19 protein-coding genes are annotated in these 16424 nt (G+C 68.4%); 14 read left to right on the top strand and 5 right to left on the bottom strand.

Annotated features, from left to right (window positions below; all coding sequences use genetic code 11):
• The first annotated feature begins 4 nt into the window (after window positions 1-4).
• The 6 genes from ABD719_RS14610 to ABD719_RS14585 all read left to right on the top strand — a co-directional run bounded on the left by ABD719_RS14610 (window position 5) and on the right by ABD719_RS14585 (window position 4498).
• Window positions 5-1090, top strand: a complete 1086-nt coding sequence (locus tag ABD719_RS14610) for a hypothetical protein (RefSeq protein WP_344694119.1) — start codon at window positions 5-7, stop codon at window positions 1088-1090.
• A complete protein-coding gene (coaBC, locus tag ABD719_RS14605; RefSeq protein ID WP_344694118.1) occupies window positions 1087-2286 on the top strand; it encodes a bifunctional phosphopantothenoylcysteine decarboxylase/phosphopantothenate--cysteine ligase CoaBC in 1200 nt (399 codons plus the stop codon). The genes ABD719_RS14610 and coaBC overlap by 4 nt, the downstream gene beginning before the upstream one ends.
• On the top strand, window positions 2283-2726 hold the full coding sequence (dut, locus tag ABD719_RS14600) for a dUTP diphosphatase (RefSeq protein WP_344694117.1): 444 nt from the start codon (window positions 2283-2285) through the stop codon (window positions 2724-2726). Before coaBC ends, dut begins: the two co-directional genes overlap by 4 nt.
• Entirely contained in the window at window positions 2723-3145 is a 423-nt protein-coding gene (locus ABD719_RS14595; protein WP_344694116.1) for a hypothetical protein, read from the top strand. Before dut ends, ABD719_RS14595 begins: the two co-directional genes overlap by 4 nt.
• Before the next feature lie 266 nt (window positions 3146-3411).
• The gene (locus ABD719_RS14590) at window positions 3412-3636 is read left to right on the top strand and encodes a hypothetical protein (RefSeq protein ID WP_192125116.1); all 225 of its coding nucleotides are present in this window, start codon (window positions 3412-3414) and stop codon (window positions 3634-3636) included.
• A 103-nt stretch (window positions 3637-3739) separates the two neighbouring features.
• Complete coding sequence (locus ABD719_RS14585) at window positions 3740-4498, top strand: HesA/MoeB/ThiF family protein (RefSeq protein WP_344694115.1); 759 nt, start codon at window positions 3740-3742, stop codon at window positions 4496-4498.
• Here ABD719_RS14585 and ABD719_RS14580 read toward each other — a convergent pair.
• Complete coding sequence (locus ABD719_RS14580) at window positions 4483-5484, bottom strand: NAD-dependent epimerase/dehydratase family protein (protein WP_344694114.1); 1002 nt, start codon at window positions 5482-5484, stop codon at window positions 4483-4485. The genes ABD719_RS14585 and ABD719_RS14580 overlap by 16 nt on opposite strands.
• The gene (gene galU / locus ABD719_RS14575) at window positions 5481-6341 is read right to left on the bottom strand and encodes a UTP--glucose-1-phosphate uridylyltransferase GalU (protein ID WP_192124873.1); all 861 of its coding nucleotides are present in this window, start codon (window positions 6339-6341) and stop codon (window positions 5481-5483) included. Before galU ends, ABD719_RS14580 begins: the two co-directional genes overlap by 4 nt.
• Before the next feature lie 129 nt (window positions 6342-6470).
• Here galU and wecB point away from each other — a divergent pair, with 129 nt between their 5' ends.
• Window positions 6471-7586: a non-hydrolyzing UDP-N-acetylglucosamine 2-epimerase gene (wecB, locus tag ABD719_RS14570; protein WP_344694113.1), complete on the top strand. Its 1116-nt coding sequence runs from the start codon at window positions 6471-6473 to the stop codon at window positions 7584-7586.
• A gap of 126 nt (window positions 7587-7712) precedes the next feature.
• Complete coding sequence (locus ABD719_RS14565) at window positions 7713-8474, top strand: metallophosphoesterase family protein (protein ID WP_344694112.1); 762 nt, start codon at window positions 7713-7715, stop codon at window positions 8472-8474.
• 61 nt (window positions 8475-8535) lie between these two features.
• On the opposite strand, the gene ABD719_RS14560 is transcribed toward ABD719_RS14565, so the two are convergent.
• Together ABD719_RS14560 and rpsU are read right to left on the bottom strand one after the other, a co-directional pair.
• Complete coding sequence (locus ABD719_RS14560; RefSeq protein ID WP_344694111.1) at window positions 8536-9126, bottom strand: FKBP-type peptidyl-prolyl cis-trans isomerase; 591 nt, start codon at window positions 9124-9126, stop codon at window positions 8536-8538.
• 123 nt (window positions 9127-9249) lie between these two features.
• Window positions 9250-9456 (bottom strand): 30S ribosomal protein S21, encoded by a 207-nt coding sequence (gene rpsU / locus ABD719_RS14555; RefSeq protein ID WP_192124865.1) that lies wholly within the window; start codon window positions 9454-9456, stop codon window positions 9250-9252.
• Window positions 9457-9607: 151 nt separating this feature from the next.
• On the opposite strand from rpsU, the gene cysS reads away from it, so the two are divergent.
• On the top strand, window positions 9608-11077 hold the full coding sequence (cysS, locus tag ABD719_RS14550) for a cysteine--tRNA ligase (protein ID WP_344694110.1): 1470 nt from the start codon (window positions 9608-9610) through the stop codon (window positions 11075-11077).
• On the opposite strand, the gene ABD719_RS14545 is transcribed toward cysS, so the two are convergent.
• Window positions 11070-12086, bottom strand: a complete 1017-nt coding sequence (locus ABD719_RS14545) for a M48 family metalloprotease (RefSeq protein ID WP_344694109.1) — start codon at window positions 12084-12086, stop codon at window positions 11070-11072. The genes cysS and ABD719_RS14545 overlap by 8 nt on opposite strands.
• 67 nt (window positions 12087-12153) lie before the next feature.
• Here ABD719_RS14545 and ABD719_RS14540 point away from each other — a divergent pair, with 67 nt between their 5' ends.
• The 5 genes from ABD719_RS14540 (at window position 12154) to ABD719_RS14520 (ending at window position 16363) form a co-directional block, all read left to right on the top strand.
• Window positions 12154-12315, top strand: a complete 162-nt coding sequence (locus ABD719_RS14540; RefSeq protein WP_344694108.1) for a hypothetical protein — start codon at window positions 12154-12156, stop codon at window positions 12313-12315.
• Between the two features lie 84 nt (window positions 12316-12399).
• Window positions 12400-13701 (top strand): UDP-glucose dehydrogenase family protein, encoded by a 1302-nt coding sequence (locus ABD719_RS14535; RefSeq protein ID WP_344694107.1) that lies wholly within the window; start codon window positions 12400-12402, stop codon window positions 13699-13701.
• 2 nt (window positions 13702-13703) lie between these two features.
• A complete protein-coding gene (locus ABD719_RS14530; protein WP_344694106.1) occupies window positions 13704-14642 on the top strand; it encodes a D-2-hydroxyacid dehydrogenase in 939 nt (312 codons plus the stop codon).
• Between the two features lie 40 nt (window positions 14643-14682).
• Window positions 14683-14886: a hypothetical protein gene (locus ABD719_RS14525; RefSeq protein WP_344694105.1), complete on the top strand. Its 204-nt coding sequence runs from the start codon at window positions 14683-14685 to the stop codon at window positions 14884-14886.
• Window positions 14887-14989: 103 nt separating this feature from the next.
• Window positions 14990-16363 carry a class II 3-deoxy-7-phosphoheptulonate synthase gene (locus ABD719_RS14520; protein ID WP_344694104.1) on the top strand — a complete coding sequence of 458 codons (1374 nt, stop codon included), beginning with the start codon at window positions 14990-14992 and terminating at the stop codon, window positions 16361-16363.
• The last annotated feature ends 61 nt before the right edge of the window (window positions 16364-16424 follow it).

Below are 16424 nucleotides of genomic sequence, written 5' to 3'. Positions count from 1 at the left end.
GCCGATGCGCGACCCGCTGCGCCGCCGCCCGTCGCGCCCGCTGCTGCTGGCCGCCCCGACCCGCGCCGCCACGCTGTCGCGGCCCCCTGCCCGGTGGTGGCTGGCGCTGATCGTGCTGGCAACAGTCCTGCTGCTGGCGATGGCGGCGTCGCCGATCGATGCAGGGCCGGTGCTGGCCCGCGACACCGGACTGGTCGAGCGATTGCGCCATGGCGGCGGTTTCTATCCCATCGCCGCCGATACGCTGCGCAGCGGTGGCGAATCGCTGCGACCCGCGCTCGGCTTCCCCCTGCCCGCACTGCCTGTGATCATCGCCGCCCTGCCGCCGATCATGGTGGTGGCGATGATGATCCTGCTCGCCGCGGTGGTGGCGATGGCGTGGCAGGCGCGAATGGTGGCGGTATGCGATGGAGCGGCGGGACAGGTCGTGCTGCTCGTCCTGCTGATCGCCGGCCTGGTACCCGCGGGGCAGCCGGACCTGACCGCCGTGCCCGAGACATGGGCCGGATTGCTGATCGCCCTGTCGCTGGCGCGCCGCCATCCCCGCCGGTGGATGGAGGCGGTGGGCTTCGGCCTCGCTGCGGCGCTGACGGCGGGGGTCGCCGCGCTGTACCTGGTGGTGATGGCCGCCTGCGCCTGGCGGGAAGGTTACGGCAAGGAAGCCGCCGGATGGTCGGGTGCGTTGCTGGTGCTGGTCGTAGTGCTGGGCTTTCACCTCCACGGGGTGGCGGGTGTGCTTCATCCGCTGGATATGGCGGCGGCAATGACGAACGGGCCGGGATGGAGCGCGGGCTTCGCCACCGTCGCGACGACGACGGCGGCGTTGTTGCTGCCGGTATCCGCCGGGGCGGTGATGGTACTGCTGGCGACGATCGGGTGGACGGCGTGGCGCGACCCGCTGGCGATCCGCGCCGGGGGTACGATGCTGGCGGTACTGCTGGTACTGGCGACGGGCGTGCCCGCAATGGGTGGCCTGCTGGTCGCACCGGTCGCCCTCGTCGGACTGGTCTTCATTCCGGACCTGTTGCGCGATCTGCTCGCCGGCGCGCTCGACAACCGGCGTATCACCGTGAGAAGGAGCGTGCGATGAAGCGTATCCTCCTGATCGTGGGTGGCGGGATCGCCGCCTATAAATCATGCGAACTGATCCGCCTGCTGCGCGGTCGCGGCCATATGGTACGCTGTGTGCTGACGGAGGGGGGCAGCCATTTCGTCACGCCGATGACGCTGGCCGCCCTGTCCGAACAGCCCGTCCACACCAGCCTGTGGGACCTGAAGGACGAGGCGGAGATGGGCCATATCCAGCTCAGTCGCCAGGCCGATCTGGTCGTCGTCGCACCCGCCACTGCCGATCTGCTCGCCCGGATGGCGGCGGGGCTGGCGGACGATCTGGCAACCACGCTGCTGCTCGCCACCGACAAGCCGGTACTGGCCGCGCCGGCGATGAACGTGCGGATGTGGACACATCCCGCCACCATGCGCAACGTTGCCCGCCTGCGCGCCGACGGCATCACCGTGCTCAATCCCGACGACGGCGCGATGGCGTGCGGGGAATACGGCCCCGGCCGGCTGCCCGAACCAGCCGCGATCCTCGCCGCGATCGAATCGGCGCTGGACGTGTCGGCGCCGGGTGTCGCCGATCGGCCGCTGGCGGGGCGGCATGTACTGGTCACCGCCGGGCCGACGCATGAGCCGATCGATCCGGTCCGTTATCTGGCCAACAGGTCGTCCGGGCGACAGGGGTTCGCGATCGCCCGCGCCGCCGCGACCCTCGGCGCCCGCGTCACGCTGGTCGCCGGGCCGGTGACGCTGCCGACGCCCGCCGGCGTCGACCGGGTCGACGTGCAGACCGCGCGAGAAATGGCGGCGGCGGTCGCCGGGGCGATGCCCGCCGACGTGGCGGTGATGGTCGCCGCCGTGGCCGACTGGCATGTCGCGCCGCTGGATCAGAAGCTGAAGAAGACGGGCTCGCCACCCGCGCTGACGCTGATCGAGAACCCGGATATCCTCGCCCGGCTGTCCGTGGGGGCCGACCGTCCGCGCCTCGTCGTCGGCTTCGCCGCGGAAACCGAACGGGTAATCGATCATGCCGTCGCCAAACGGGGCCGCAAGGGTTGCGACTGGATCGTGGCCAACGATGTATCGGGTGATGTGATGGGCGGCGCCGACAACAGCGTCCACCTCGTGACCGCAACCGGCGTGGAAAGCTGGGAAACGATGACGAAGGATGAGGTCGCCATCCGGCTGGTACGGCGCATCGCCGACGAACTGCGGGAGCGGCCATGAATCCGATCACGATCAGCATCCGGCGCCTGCCCCATGGCGAGGGCCTGCCGCTTCCCGCCTATGCGACGGCAGGAGCGGCGGGGATGGACGTCGTCGCCGCTGAGACGATGACACTCGACCCCGGCGCCCGCGCGGCGGTGGCGACCGGTTTCGCGCTGGCGATACCCGAGGGCTACGAGGTGCAGGTCCGCCCCCGATCCGGTCTGGGGCTGCGCCACGGCATCACCTGCCTCAATACGCCGGGCACGATCGACCATGATTATCGGGGCGAGGTGAAGGTGATCCTCGTCAACTTGGGGCAGGCGCCCTTCGCGGTGATGCGTGGCGAGCGGATCGCGCAGCTGGTGCCCGCCCCCGTCCAGCACGCAAGGCTGGTGGAGGTCGCGGCGCTCGACGACACCGTCCGGGGCGAAGGTGGTTTCGGATCGACCGGACGATGATCGCTGCAGTCGCTCTTGCGGTGATGGTGCAGCTATCGCCGGACCCGGAGCCCTCTCCCGGTGCGCCGCCCGCGATACTCGTACCCCCGCCGGTGGCGGAATGGCCGATGCTGCCGACCTATCCCCTGCCCCGCACGGCCAGCATCGCCGACGGCGTCGGCTTCGTCAGGGACGAGGTGGAAGCCGGTCGATGTCATCCACAATTGCCCCCGCCCGAAGACGAAAACCTGCAATTGCCCGTCGCGATTCTGGTCGGGCGGGCCGGACAGGTACGCCAGATCGTACCCCGGGCGATCGGCTGCCCTTCCGTCGAACAATATGTCGTGGGCTATCTATTGTCGCTGACCCGGACGGGGATAGAATCGTCCGTATCGCTGCCCGCCGGTTGGTATCAACTGACGGCAGGTTACCGGTGGTGAGGGGCGTAAAAGAAGTTTTCGCCTGATCGCATTCCCCACGGTTTTCGGCGCGAAACCTGCAAAACCGATCGAACCTGCCTTTCGCAGCCTGTGATAGTTGGGCTACAGCATGCTCGCTGCAGCATGATCGAGTGTTGCAGTGCTGCATCGCCGCAGAACGTTTCTGCGACGGGCAGTGTTGTCGGGTTGCCTTGCGTATTCTTGTATGCAAGGGAATGGGGCGACGAACACTAAGGGAGTTCAATATGCGTCTTGGGAAGTATCTCATGGCCGCCGCTGCCGCCACGCTGGCAGTTGCGCCTGCCGTAGCAGCTCCGGCCAACTCGGCAGCGAGCCTGTCGGTTGCGAAGTCGGCTCGCGCCGGTTCGCACTCGGCGAAGAAGAATGAGCTGGCCGGCGGCGGCATCATCGTTGCGGTCATCGCAGCGGCTGCCGTTGTCGCGGGCATCGTCATCGTCGCCGACGAAGACGACGACGCGGACAGCAACTGAGCTTCACGCTCGGTTACGAGAGAATAGCGGCCTTCGGGCCGCTATTTTTTTGTCCGCGGCAGATCGGCTTGCGGGATGGTCGACCGGAACTATAGCGGCCACCATGTTGTCGGACGCGGAACTGGAGCGCTACGCAAGACACATCGTCCTGCGCGAGATCGGCGGTACCGGCCAGATGCGGCTGAAGGCGGCATCGGTGGTGGTGATCGGTGCCGGCGGGATCGGGTCGCCCGCGATCCAGTATCTGGCGGGTGCGGGTATCGGCCGGCTACGGCTGATCGACGACGATGTCGTCGAACCCTCCAATCTCCAGCGGCAGACGATCTTCGCCACGACGGATCGCGGCCGGGCGAAGGTCGATGCCGCCTCCAACCGCGCCCACGCCATCAACCCGCATGTCGAGATCGTTGCGAGTCGACAGCGCATCGATGCGGAAGACGTGGCCATGACGATCGCCGGCGCCGATGTAGTGCTCGACGGCTGCGATAATTTCACGACCCGGCTGGCCGTCGCCGATGCCGCGCTTCATGCCCGTATTCCGCTGGTGTCGGCGGCGGTCGACCAGTTCGAGGGGCAGCTTGGCGTCTATCGCGGATGGCAGGCCGACCTGCCCTGCTATCGCTGCTTCGTCGGCGACGCACCCGCGCGGCCCGACCGAAGCTGCGCGGATGTCGGCATCCTGGGGCCGGTGACCGGTATTCTGGGCAGCATGGCGGCGCTGGAGGTGATCCGCGCGATCGTGCCGTTCGGCGACGATCCCGCCGGCAGCCTGTTGCTGGCCGACCTGCTGTCGCTGCGGTTCCGCACGCTGCGGCTGCCCAAGGACCCCGGCTGCCGCGCCTGCGGTCAGCGGCCCGTATAGCGCCGATACCAGTCGACAAAGCGCGGTACGCCGGCTTCGAGACCGGTCGTGGGGGTGAAGCCCAGATCGCGCGCCGCATCGGTGATGTCGGCGAAGGTGGCGGGGACATCGCCCGGCTGCATCGGCTGGAGATCGCGAATCGCGGTACGACCGCTTGCCCGTTCGATCAGGTCGATCAACCGACCCAGCGGTTCGGCACGGTTGTTCCCGATATTGTAGATCGCATGCGGACTGCGACTGCCGCCCGGTTTCACCATGCCGTCATCCATGGGCGCACGGTCGAGCGCGGCGACGATGCCGGTCACGGCGTCGTCGATATAGGTGAAATCGCGCTGCATCCGGCCTTCGTTGAAAACGCGGATGGGCCGCCCGGCCAGCACCGCGTCCGTGAACAGCCAGATCGCCATGTCGGGACGCCCCCACGGTCCATAGACGGTGAAGAAGCGCAGCCCCGTCAGCGGCAGGCGATACAGATGCGCGTAGCTTTCGCTCATCAATTCGTCCGCCCGCTTGGTCGCCGCATAGAGCGATACGGGATGGTCGACGGGATCGCCGACCCGGAACGGTAGCGAGGTGTTGCCGCCATAGACGGACGACGACGACGCATAGACCATGGGCAAGCCGTTCCGTGACCGCGCCAGTTCCAGCATGGTGAGGTGGCCGATCAGATTGGCGCGGGCATAGGCATGGGGATGCTCGATCGAGTATCGCACCCCGGCCTGCGCGCCGAGATGGACGATCCGGTCGAACGCCTCGCCATCCAGCGCCCGGCGCAACCCCGCCTCGTCGGCGAAATCGGTTTCGACGAAGCGTATGGCATCGCCGTGGCGTACCGCCAGTTCGGCGAGCCGCGCACGCTTCAGCGCGGGGTCGTAATAGGCGTTGAGATCGTCGATCCCCACCACCCGGTTACCCCGCGCGGCCAGCCGGTCGGCGACGTGGAACCCGATGAACCCCGCCACGCCCGTCACCAATATCGTGGTCACCCCAGCAGCGTCCGGGCGAATTCGCGGACCGCGGGACCGATATCGTCGCGCGCCAGCGCCAGCGCGAGATTGGCCTGGATATACCCGGTCTTGTCGCCGCAATCGTACCGCTTGCCGTCGAAGGTGAAGCCGTGGAACGGCTGCGTGCCGATCAGCTTCGCCATCGCATCGGTCAGCTGGATCTCGCCACCCGCACCCGGCTCCTGCGCGTCGAGGATATCCATCACCTCCGGCTGGAGGATGTAGCGGCCGGGGATCATCAGGTTGGACGGCGCCTTGCCCTTCGGCTTTTCGACCAGCGCGGTTACCTCGGTCAGGCGGCCATCGGTGCGGCCGGGCGAGATGATGCCGTATTTGTCGGTTTCGCTGTCGGGCACTTCCAGCGCGCCGATCACGTTGCCGCCGACCTTCTCATACGCAGCGACCATCTGCTTCAGGAAGCCGCCGACCATCAGCTCGTCGGGCAGCAGCACCGCGAACGGCTCGTCGCCGACGATCTCGCGCGCGCACCATACCGCGTGGCCGAGGCCCAGTGGTTCCTGCTGGCGGACATAGACCGGGCTGCCCGGCTTCTGGCGGATGCCCTCGATCAGCGCCATCGACTTGCCGCGCGCCTTCATCGTCGCCTCGAGTTCGTAGGAGACGTCGAAATGGTCTTCCAGCGCGCCCTTGCCGCGGCCGGTGACGAAGATGATCTGTTCGATCCCCGCCTCCAGCGCCTCCTCGACCGCATATTGGATCAGCGGCTTGTCGACGACGGTCAGCATCTCCTTGGGCATCGCCTTGGTCGCCGGCAGGAACCGGGTGCCGAGACCGGCAACGGGGAATACCGCCTTGCGTACGCGCTTGATCGTCATTGCCGTGTCTCCGGTCCCAGTATCGCGGTGGTCATATCGCGGTGCAGCACTTATCCGCCACTGGCATTTGCTGCAAACTGCGTATGAAACGGGTTTGTGGAAAGGTGATGTCGGTGCCGGGGGGAATCGATGACGCGGATCATGGTGGTGTTCGGGACCCGGCCGGAGGCGATCAAGCTGTTTCCGGTGATCCGGGCATTGCAACGGCAGGCGGGGATCACCGTGCGGACCTGCGCAACGGGACAGCATCGCGGCCTGCTCGACCAGGTGCTGGACGTGGCGGAATTGGTGCCCGACATCGATCTCGACCTGATGGAACCGGGCCAGTCGCTGGATCGACTGACGGCACGGCTGCTGACCGGACTGGGAGCGGTGCTGGACCGCGAACGGCCCGACCGGGTGCTGGTGCAGGGCGACACGACCACCGCCTTCGCCGCTGCGCTCGCCGCCTTTTATCGGCGCATCCCGGTCGGCCATGTCGAGGCGGGGCTGCGGACGGGCGATCTCGATCAGCCCTGGCCGGAGGAGGGCAACCGGCGGATGATCGCGCCGATCATCGACCTGCACTTCGCGCCGACCGCGACGGCAGCGGCGGCGCTGCACCGGGAATCCGTGGTCGCCGGCGTGCATGTGACGGGAAATACGGTGATCGATGCGCTGTACTGGACCCGTGATCGCCTGATGGCGAAACCGGCACTGACGGCGGCGCTCGATCCGGTGATCGCGCGGTGCGGCGGGCGCCGGGTCATCCTGGTGACGGCGCATCGGCGCGAGAATGCCGGGGCGGGACTCGCGGGCATCGCCGCGGCGGTGATGCGACTGGCGGCGCGGGGCGATGTCGCGATCCTGTGGCCGACGCATCCCAATCCCGCCGTCACGACGGCCCTGACGGCGGTGGATCATCCTGCCGTGATCCGCATCGCGCCGCTCGACTACCCGTCGTTCGTCCGGGCGCTGGCGCGCTGCCATCTGGTGTTGACCGATTCGGGCGGGGTGCAGGAAGAGGCGCCCGCCTTCGGCAAGCCGGTGCTGGTGATGCGCGATACGACCGAGCGGCCCGAGGCCGTGGCGGCGGGTACCGCGATGCTGGTCGGCACCGAACCGGATCGCATCGTGGCGGCGACGACACGGCTGCTGGATGACGAGGTGGCCTATGCGGCGATGGCGCGGGCACACCATCCGTTCGGCGACGGGCGGGCGGCAACGCGGATCGCCGCCATCGTCGGCGCCGCCCATCACGGCTGATCCGATCCGTTCCGTTCAGGCGAGGATCATCCGCCGAGGTGCTGGGAGAAGGATCGGCATTGCCCCCGCCCGCCGTGGCGGGATACAGGCCGGCCCTGCCCCATCGGAACCCGATACCATCCCTTCATGATCGCCAAGCTTTTTTCCCGCCGTCAGGCCACCCTCCGCGCGACCGCGATGCCGGAGGGCGTGCGCGCCTATGCCATCGGCGACGTGCATGGCCGGATCGACCTGCTCGATACGCTGCTCGACCGGATCGAGGCGGACGACCGGGCGCGGGGTGGCGAACCGGCGACGATCATCCTGCTGGGCGACCTGATCGATCGCGGACCGGCATCGGCGCAGGTGATCGACCGGCTGATCGCGCTGAAGGCGGCGCGGCCGGACACCAGGCTGTTGCTGGGCAATCACGAAGAGGTGTTCCTGAAGGCGATGGACGGCGACCGGCAGACGCTGCGGCTGTTCACCCGGATCGGCGGGATCGAGACGATCCTGAGTTACGGTATCGATCGCGCCACCTATGACGCCGCCGATTACGACGAACTGCTGGCGATGATGCGGGAGCGGGTGCCGCCGGCGCATATCGATTTCCTGAACGGGTTCGAGGATATCATCGAGCTGGGCGATTACGTGTTCGTCCATGCCGGTATCCGGCCGGAACAGCCGCTGTCGGCGCAGCGCCCCAGCGACCTGCGCTGGATCCGCGAGGAGTTCCTGCGCTTCAAGGGGCCGCACGAAAAGATGGTGGTCCATGGCCACAGCATCGCGGCCGAGGTGGAGCAATTGCCCAACCGGATCGGGCTGGATACCGGTGCCTATTCGACCGGGAAGCTGAGTGCGATGGGCTTCGAGGGAAGCGAGCGCTGGCTGATCCAGACGGGAGGCTGATCCGGACGGAGGGGTGATCCGCCCCCGCCCAGATCAGCCCTCCGTCCGGATCAGGGGACGATCAACGTCCGCCCGGACCGGCCGGACCACCGGGGGCTCCGCCCGGCATACCACCCGGCATTCCGCCCTGCATCATCATCTGCTGCTGCTGCATCTGACGCACGGTCGCCTCGGGCAGGAAGTCGACCAGTTCCACGTCGAAGATCAGGGTCGAATTCGCCGGGATCGCCGAGCCGGCCGGTTTGTCGCCATACCCGAGCGCCGGCTTGAGCCATGCCCGATACTTCGCGCCCTTCGGCATCAGCTTCAGCAGTTCGGAGAAACCGGGGACGACCTGTGTGACGGGCAGCGGCGTCGGCTGCTGCGACTTGTCGAAGGTGGTGCCGTCGAGCAGCTTGCCCTCGTAATTCACCAGCGCGACATCGGCGTCGGTCGGCTTCGCGGCGTCCTTCTGGCCCGGCTCCAGCACCTTGTACTGGAGGCCGGACGCGGTCGTCATCACGCCGCGCGCACGGGCGTTGCGGGTCAGCACGTCGTCCCCCTGCGTGGCGAGGGCCACCGCGGCGACGACCGCGAGTACCAGCCCCACGATCAGATAGACGATGTAACTGCGCTTGACCGGCAGAAGCGGCACGGCGGTGACGGTCGACATGGAAACACCCGTAGCTGGAGATGCCGGCCCGGTCGCCGCCACCGGTTGAAAAGTCACGATCGGAAAGTCACTAAAGTCGCATCCTACACACATGCATGGGCATGTGCGCGGCGCGCCCGTGACTTACCGGGCGCCGTCGCGTTCCGCGCGCTTGCGCTCAAGCTTGCGCGAACGGCGAACCGCCGCCGCCCGCTCACGCGCACGCTTCTCCGACGGCTTTTCGTAGTGACGGCGCAGCTTCATCTCGCGATACACGCCCTCGCGCTGCAACTTCTTCTTGAGCGCGCGGAGAGCCTGGTCGACATTATTTTCGCGAACGATGATCTGCATAAACCGAATCGGCCCCAAATGGATATAGCGACCGCAGGCAGCAGCCTCAGTCGTGTTACGGGGCGCCTAGCATCCATTATCGGGATTGACAACCGCCAACGGGGTGTCGAGCGGGGTCTGCGGCGCCGCGGCGGCCCAGGAAACGGCCCGCATGGCCGCCCCCTTGGCGGGCATGGCCAGACGCGGCTACACACCCGCCATGTCCACCCTCACCCTGTTCAACAGCCTGTCGCGCGCGGCCGAGCCGTTCGTGCCGATCGATCCCGCCAATGTCCGCGTCTATTCGTGCGGGCCGACCGTCTACAACTATGCCCATATCGGCAATCTGCGCGCCTATGTCTTTACCGACACGCTGGTGCGGGTGCTGCGGTGGAAGGGCTGGCCGGTCACGCATGTCATCAACATCACCGATGTCGGCCACCTGACGTCCGACGCGGATGCGGGCGACGACAAGATGGAGGCGGCGGCGCGGGCCAGCGGCCAGGATATCTGGGCGATCGCACGGCATTACACCGATGCCTTCAAGCAGAACCTGAAGGACCTGCACATCCGCGAACCCGACCGGTTCCCGCTGGCGACCGACCATATCGACGGGATGATCGCCTGGGGTGAGGCGATCGCGGACCGGCATTGCTATCGCCTGCCCGACGGCCTGTATTTCGATACCGCCACCGTGCCCGATTACGGGCGGCTGGCGCGCGCGGGGATGGAAGAACGCGAGGGGCGGATCGAGGCGGTGGCGGGCAAGCGCCAGCCGGAGGACTTCGCGATCTGGCGCACCTCCGCGCCGGGCGAGAACCGGCAGATGGAATGGGATTCGCCATGGGGCCGCGGCGCGCCGGGATGGCATCTGGAATGTTCGGTGATGAGCGAGCGCTATCTGGGCGCACGGTTCGACATCCATACCGGCGGGATCGACCACCGCGAAATCCACCACCCCAACGAGATCGCGCAGAACCAGGCGCATAGCGGCACCGCCGACACCGGCGCGACCTATTGGCTGCACAACAACTTCCTGGTCGAGCGCGACGCCAAGATGTCGAAATCGTCAGGCCAGTTCACGCGGTTGCAGACGCTGGTCGATCGCGGTTTCCATCCCCTGTCCTACCGGCTGATGTGCCTGCAGGCGCAGTACCGGTCGGAGATGGAGTTTTCGTGGGAGGGACTGGCGGCGGCGCAGACGCGGCTGAAGCGGCTGGTGCAGGCGGTGGAGACGCTGAAGGCGCGGCCGGCGATGCCCTCGACCGGCAGCGCCGCCGCCCATGCCGAACGGCTGGACGACGCGGTATCCGACGATCTGGGCACGCCGCGCGCGCTGATCGCGCTGGACGAGATGCTGGCGGACAAGAAGGTGTCGCCGGGCGACCGGCTGGCGATGCTGACCGAATTCGACGCGGTGCTGGGGCTGGACCTTGCCACGCTGACACGGGCCGACCTGCGGGTGCGACCCGCATCGGCGACGATCGACGAAGCGGGGATCGCCGGGCGACTGGCGGAACGGCGCGCGGCGCGGGCGGACAAGGACTTTCCCCGATCCGATGCGATCCGCGACGAACTGGCGGCAGCGGGGGTCGAGGTGATGGACGGCGATCCGCTGGGCTGGGACTGGCGGATCAGTTGAGCGGCTGGTCGCGCGTGGCGATCAGCGGCGGGCGATAGAAGACGGTGCGGTCGGCGGGCATCGTCGCGATCTCGGCGGCGATGGCGTCGGCGCGCGCGCGGGACGACGGATGCGTGCGGCTGCGGAACAGGCCGCCATCGACATCGCCGCTATGGTCGCGCCAGAACGCGACTGCCGCCGCCGGATCGTAGCCGGCATTGCGCATCAGGCCGGCGCCGAGCAGATCGGCCTCCGTCTCGGTGCGGCGGAACAGGCGGCCGTTGCGGCCGAATTCGGAGAGCATCCCCCACTTCACCCCCGCCGCCTCCAGCCGGGCGCGATGCCGCAGGACGGTGTGCGCCAGTTCGTGCGCGACGACGGCGGCGACCTGTTCGTCGGTATAGCGTTCGAAGAAGCGGACGCCGATCTGGACGGTGGCGCCATCCGACGAGGCGGCCATCGCCGGCCCCAGCAGCACCTCGAACGCGGCGCGGCAACCGGCGGGCGCATCGATCGTCAGCGTGCGCGTGGCGCCGGCGCGATCGATCACCCAGGGCGTCGGGCCGGTCGGCGCGGCGGCGAGGATCGCGGCGGCGGCATCGCGGGTGGCGCTGGTTGCGCCGCCCGCCTTGGGACCGGAGCGGGGCGCGGGCATCGGCCGTCGGTCGATCGAGACCACGCCGTCGTCCGCGACCAGCCCGGCGCGGTCGGCCGCGCCGCCGGGAACGACCGCCTCGACCGAGACGGGCCGGACGAACCCGAACACCTGCCGGACGACGGCGCGCGTATCGGGATCATATTGGTCGATCGCATGGAGGACGACGCCGGGCGCGGGCTGTTGCCGGTCGCACAGGCGGGCGTTGGCGGTGACGAGACGGTGCGCGATCGTCGCCATGCGCAGGTCGATCGCGCGCAGGGCACGATAGCCATCGGCATCGATTGCGGCGGCGGGCGCGGCGGCGGGCGCGGAGGGCGTCGGCACGGGGGCAGCGGCGGCGAGCAGCAGGGCGATGGCGATCGGGCGGGGCATCGGCGCCCTATATCGTTGCTTTCCCGAGAGGGACAGACGGTGCCGACGCTTGACGGACCCGGGCCGGGTGGGCATCCGGGCTCGGGTGGAAACCCGTCACCTCATCGCCTACGGCCTGATCGTCGCCGTCGCCGTGATCGGCAGCATCGTCGGCCTGGTCACCTGGAAACGTCGTGCCGCGCGCCGGCGGCGGATGCGCGGCATCAAGGACTATAACAAGGGAGCGTGACGGCGGCCGCCGAGATCGTTGCCGGGGCCGGGCGGGCATCGTAAGGCGAGCGCCCTGCCCTGTCAGCGGAAAGTATAGGCGACCATGCGTATCGTGATGATCGGATCGGGCTATGTCGGCCTGGTATCGGGGGCGTGCTTCGCCGATTTCGGGCATGACGTGGTGTGCGTCGACAAGGATGCCGGCAAGATCGCCTCGCTCAGGGCGGGGCGGATGCCGATCTACGAACCGGGGCTCGAACAGCTGGTCGCCGGCAACGTGGCGGCCGGGCGGCTGTCGTTCACCACCGACCTGACCACCGCGGTGGCCGGGGCGGACGCGATCTTCATCGGCGTCGGCACGCCGTCCCGGCGCGGCGACGGCCATGCCGACCTGTCCTATGTCTATGCCGCCACGCGCGAGATCGCCGGCGCGGTGACCGGCCCGACCGTGGTCGTCACCAAGTCGACCGTTCCGGTCGGCACCGGCGACGAGGTGGAGCGCATCCTGCGCGAGGCGCGGCCGGAGATGGACATCGCGGTCGTCTCCAACCCCGAATTCCTGCGCGAGGGCGCGGCGATCGGCGACTTCAAGCGTCCCGACCGCGTCGTGATCGGCACCGACGACGAGCGTGCCCGCGGCGTGATGCGCGAGGTGTATCGCCCGCTCTACATCAACGACAATCCGATCCTGTTCACCAGCCGGCGCACGTCGGAACTGACCAAATACGCCGCCAACGCGTTCCTCGCGACCAAGATCACCTTCATCAACGAGATCGCCGACCTGTGCGAGGCGGTGGGCGCCGACGTGCAGGACGTGTCGCGCGGCATCGGGCTGGACAACCGCATCGGCCGCAAGTTCCTGCATGCCGGGCCGGGCTATGGCGGGTCGTGCTTCCCCAAGGACACGCTGGCGCTGCTGAAGACCGCCGAGGATTTCGAGAGCCCGGTCCATATCGTCGAGGCGGTGGTGAAGGTGAACGAGGCCCGCAAGCGCGCGATGGGGCGCAAGGTGCTGGCGGCACTGGGGGGAGAGGCGCGCGGCAAGACGGTCGCGCTGCTGGGCCTGACGTTCAAGCCCAACACCGACGACATGCGCGATGCACCCAGCGTCGCGATCGCCACCGCGCTGGCGGATGCCGGCGTCACCGTGCGCGCACACGATCCCGAGGGAACCGAACAGGCCAAGGCGCTGATGCCCGACCTGATCTATTGCGCCGACCCGTATGACGCGGCGACCGGCGCGGACGCGGTGGTGATCGTGACCGAATGGGACGCGTTCCGCGCGATCGACCTGAAGCGGCTGAAGGCGGCGATGGCCGGCGACGTGCTGGTCGACCTGCGCAACATCTATCGTCGCGAAGCGGCCGAAGCCGTCGGCTTCACCTATGCCGGCATCGGCCGCTGAGGATGCGGGCGGTGCTGCCCGCCATCGCCCGGCCGCTGCTGGCGCCGCATCTGCCCGCCGATCTGGCGGTGACGTGGTTCGCCACGGTCGAGGAGGCGAAGGCGGGGATCGCGGATGCCGACATCGCCTGGGTCGACATGCAGCCGCCGCAACTGACCGGTGAGGTGATGGCGGCGGCGGGACCGCGGGTGCGCTGGATATCGACGATCTATGCCGGGCTGGACACCTTCCCCCTCGCCTTGCTGCGCGACCGGGATATCGCGCTGACCAACGGTGCGGGCATCAACGCGGTGACGGTGGCGGAATATGCGGTGCTGGGCATCCTGACCGCCGCCAAGCGGCTGGACGAGGTGGTGCGCGCGCACGACCGCCGCGACTGGCTGGCGGATGCGCCGGGCAAGCGCGAACTGGACGGCAGTCGGGCGCTGGTGATCGGCTATGGCACGATCGGGCGGCTGATCGGCGCGCGGCTGGCGGCGTTCGGGGTGGCGGTGACCGGCGTCACCCGGTCGGGCCGCGACGGCACGCTGGGGCCGGACGACTGGCGGGCGCGGCTGGGCGAGATGGACTGGGTGGTGCTCGTCGCCCCCTCCACCACCGCCACGCGGGCGATGATCGGCACGGCCGAACTGGCAGCGATGAAGGACGATGCGTGGCTGGTGAACATGGCGCGCGGCGACATGGTCGATCAGGACGCGCTGCTCGCGGCGCTGGACGCGGGGACGATCGGCGGCGCGTTCCTCGACCCCACCGATCCCGAACCGCTGCCGGCCGATCACCCGCTGTGGCGGGCACCCAATACGCTGGTGACGATGCATCTGTCGGGGCGCAGCCAGACGACGATGTTCCGGCGCGGCGCCGACCTGTTCCTCGCCAATCTGGCGGCGTTCGTGGCGGGTCAGCCCTTGCGCAACCAGGTCGACCTGCACGCGGGATATTGAACGCGGCCCGTGCGCCGTATCGATTGAGGGAGATCACGTCATGCATCGCATTTCCGGCATCCTGGACCAGCCGCTGTCGATCGAATCGGACACGGAGGTCAGCGGCATCGTGAACGGCAGCATCACCGTGCGGGCGGGTTGCCACCTGCTGTTGAGCGGCATGGTGGAAGGCGACATCATCGTCGAACCGGGCGCACGGCTGGACGTGACGGGCATGGTCAGCGGCCGCATCGTCAACAGTTGATCGCCGCCGCCCCTGAAAGATGCGGTTGCCCGCCCGATAGCGGTCGGCAATTGCGGAAAGGGCCGGAGTGGCGCATGAGCCCCCGCGACAAAGCGAGGACATTATGGCTGCCAACTGGGCCCCCGATAGCTGGACCACTGCCGAGGCACGCCAGCTGCCCGACTATCCCGACGCCGCGGCGCTGAAGAGCGCGACCGACACGCTGTCGACCTATCCCCCGCTGGTGTTCGCGGGCGAGGCGCGCAGCCTGACGCGCGAGCTGGCCGAGGTCGCCGAGGGTCGTGGCTTCCTGTTGCAGGGCGGCGATTGCGCGGAAAGTTTCGCCGAGCATAGCGCGAACAACATCCGCGACACGTTTCGCGTCATCCTGCAGATGGCGGTGGTGCTGACCTGGGCATCGAAGCTGCCGGTGGTGAAGGTCGGCCGGATGGCGGGCCAGTTCGCCAAGCCGCGCTCCACCCCGACCGAGACGATCGACGGTGTCGAGCTGCCCTCGTATCGCGGCGACAACGTCAACGACATCGCCTTCACGCCCGAGGCGCGGCACCCCGATCCGCAGCGGATGATCCGCGCCTATGCGCAAGGGGCGGCGACGCTGAACCTGCTGCGCGCCTTCGCGCAGGGCGGCTATGCCAACCTGCATCAGGTGCATCGCTGGACGCACGACTTCATGGGCCGCAGCCCGTGGACGAAGAAATATGCCGAAACCGCCGACCGGATCGGCGAGGCGCTGGAATTCATGGCGGCGTGCGGGATCGACCCGGAAACGGTGCCGCAACTGGCGCAGACGCATTTCTACACCAGCCACGAAGCGCTGCTGCTGCCGTTCGAACAGGCGCTGACCCGGCAGGATTCGCTGACCGGCGACTGGTACGACACCTCCGCGCATTTCCTGTGGATCGGCGATCGCACCCGGTTCGAGGGATCGTCGCATGTCGAGTTCCTGCGCGGCATCGGCAACCCGATCGGCGTGAAGTGCGGCCCCAGCCTGGAGCCGGACGCGCTGCTGCGGATGCTCGACACGCTCAATCCGGGCCGGGTGCCGGGCCGGATGACGCTCATCACCCGCTACGGCTACGACAAGATCGAGGCGCATCTGCCCAAGCTGGTGCGCGCGGTGACGCGCGAGGGGCATCCTGTGGTGTGGAGCTGCGACCCGATGCATGGCAACACGGTGAAGGCGACGACCGGCTACAAGACCCGGCCGTTCGACCGCATCCTGGCGGAAGTGCGAGGCTTCTTCGCGGTCCACCGCGCCGAGGGCACGCATGCGGGCGGCATCCATGCCGAGATGACCGGTCAGAACGTGACCGAATGCACCGGCGGCGCGGTCGACGTGACCGAACAGTCGCTCGCCGACCGCTATCACACGCATTGCGACCCGCGCCTGAACGCTGGGCAAAGCCTGGAACTGGCGTTCCTGCTGGCCGAGATGCTGAACGCGGAAATGGCGGAACGCCGGCTGGTCGCCGCCTGACCGGTTTTCCTGGCGGGGACGGCTTGACGCCGCCCCCGCCCCCGGATACATGCCCGCCTCC

This window comes from Sphingomonas cynarae (assembly GCF_039537815.1).
GTDB lineage: Bacteria > Pseudomonadota > Alphaproteobacteria > Sphingomonadales > Sphingomonadaceae > Sphingomonas > Sphingomonas cynarae.
The sequence above is the reverse complement of the archived record's forward strand: the minus strand, read 5'-3'. Positions and strand labels throughout refer to the sequence as shown.